Below are 296 nucleotides of genomic sequence, written 5' to 3'. Positions count from 1 at the left end.
ACATCGACTTTATCGATGGTGTCGTTGACGGTGGTGGTCGCACCGTTGCCTGCAACTTCCAGTTTTTCGAAGTTACCGCCAGAAGCGTCAGTGATCTTGACGGTCTGGGTGCTCTTATCGATGAACACGTCATCGGTAGGCGCCGGAACAGTCACGGTGCCGACAGTGTCGCCAGCCTTAATGATGATCGATGAGCCATTATCCAACTTCAACGTAACGTCGGTACCGGCCTTATTGCTCAAGGTGGCGGTGTAGGTGATCTGGCCACCTTCGTTAACGGCACTTGGCGCAGTCAG

At 54.1% G+C, this 296-nt stretch carries 1 protein-coding gene; it reads right to left on the bottom strand.

From position 1 onward, the window contains the following. Positions 1-296 (bottom strand): immunoglobulin-like domain-containing protein (locus KVH01_RS29565; protein ID WP_217883815.1); only part of this gene is annotated, 296 nt, incomplete at both ends.

Source organism: Pseudomonas khavaziana, assembly GCF_019145205.1.
Classification (GTDB): Bacteria; Pseudomonadota; Gammaproteobacteria; order Pseudomonadales; family Pseudomonadaceae; genus Aquipseudomonas; species Aquipseudomonas khavaziana.
Note: the sequence above shows the minus strand (reverse complement) of the source record. Positions and strands in the feature narration are given on the sequence as shown.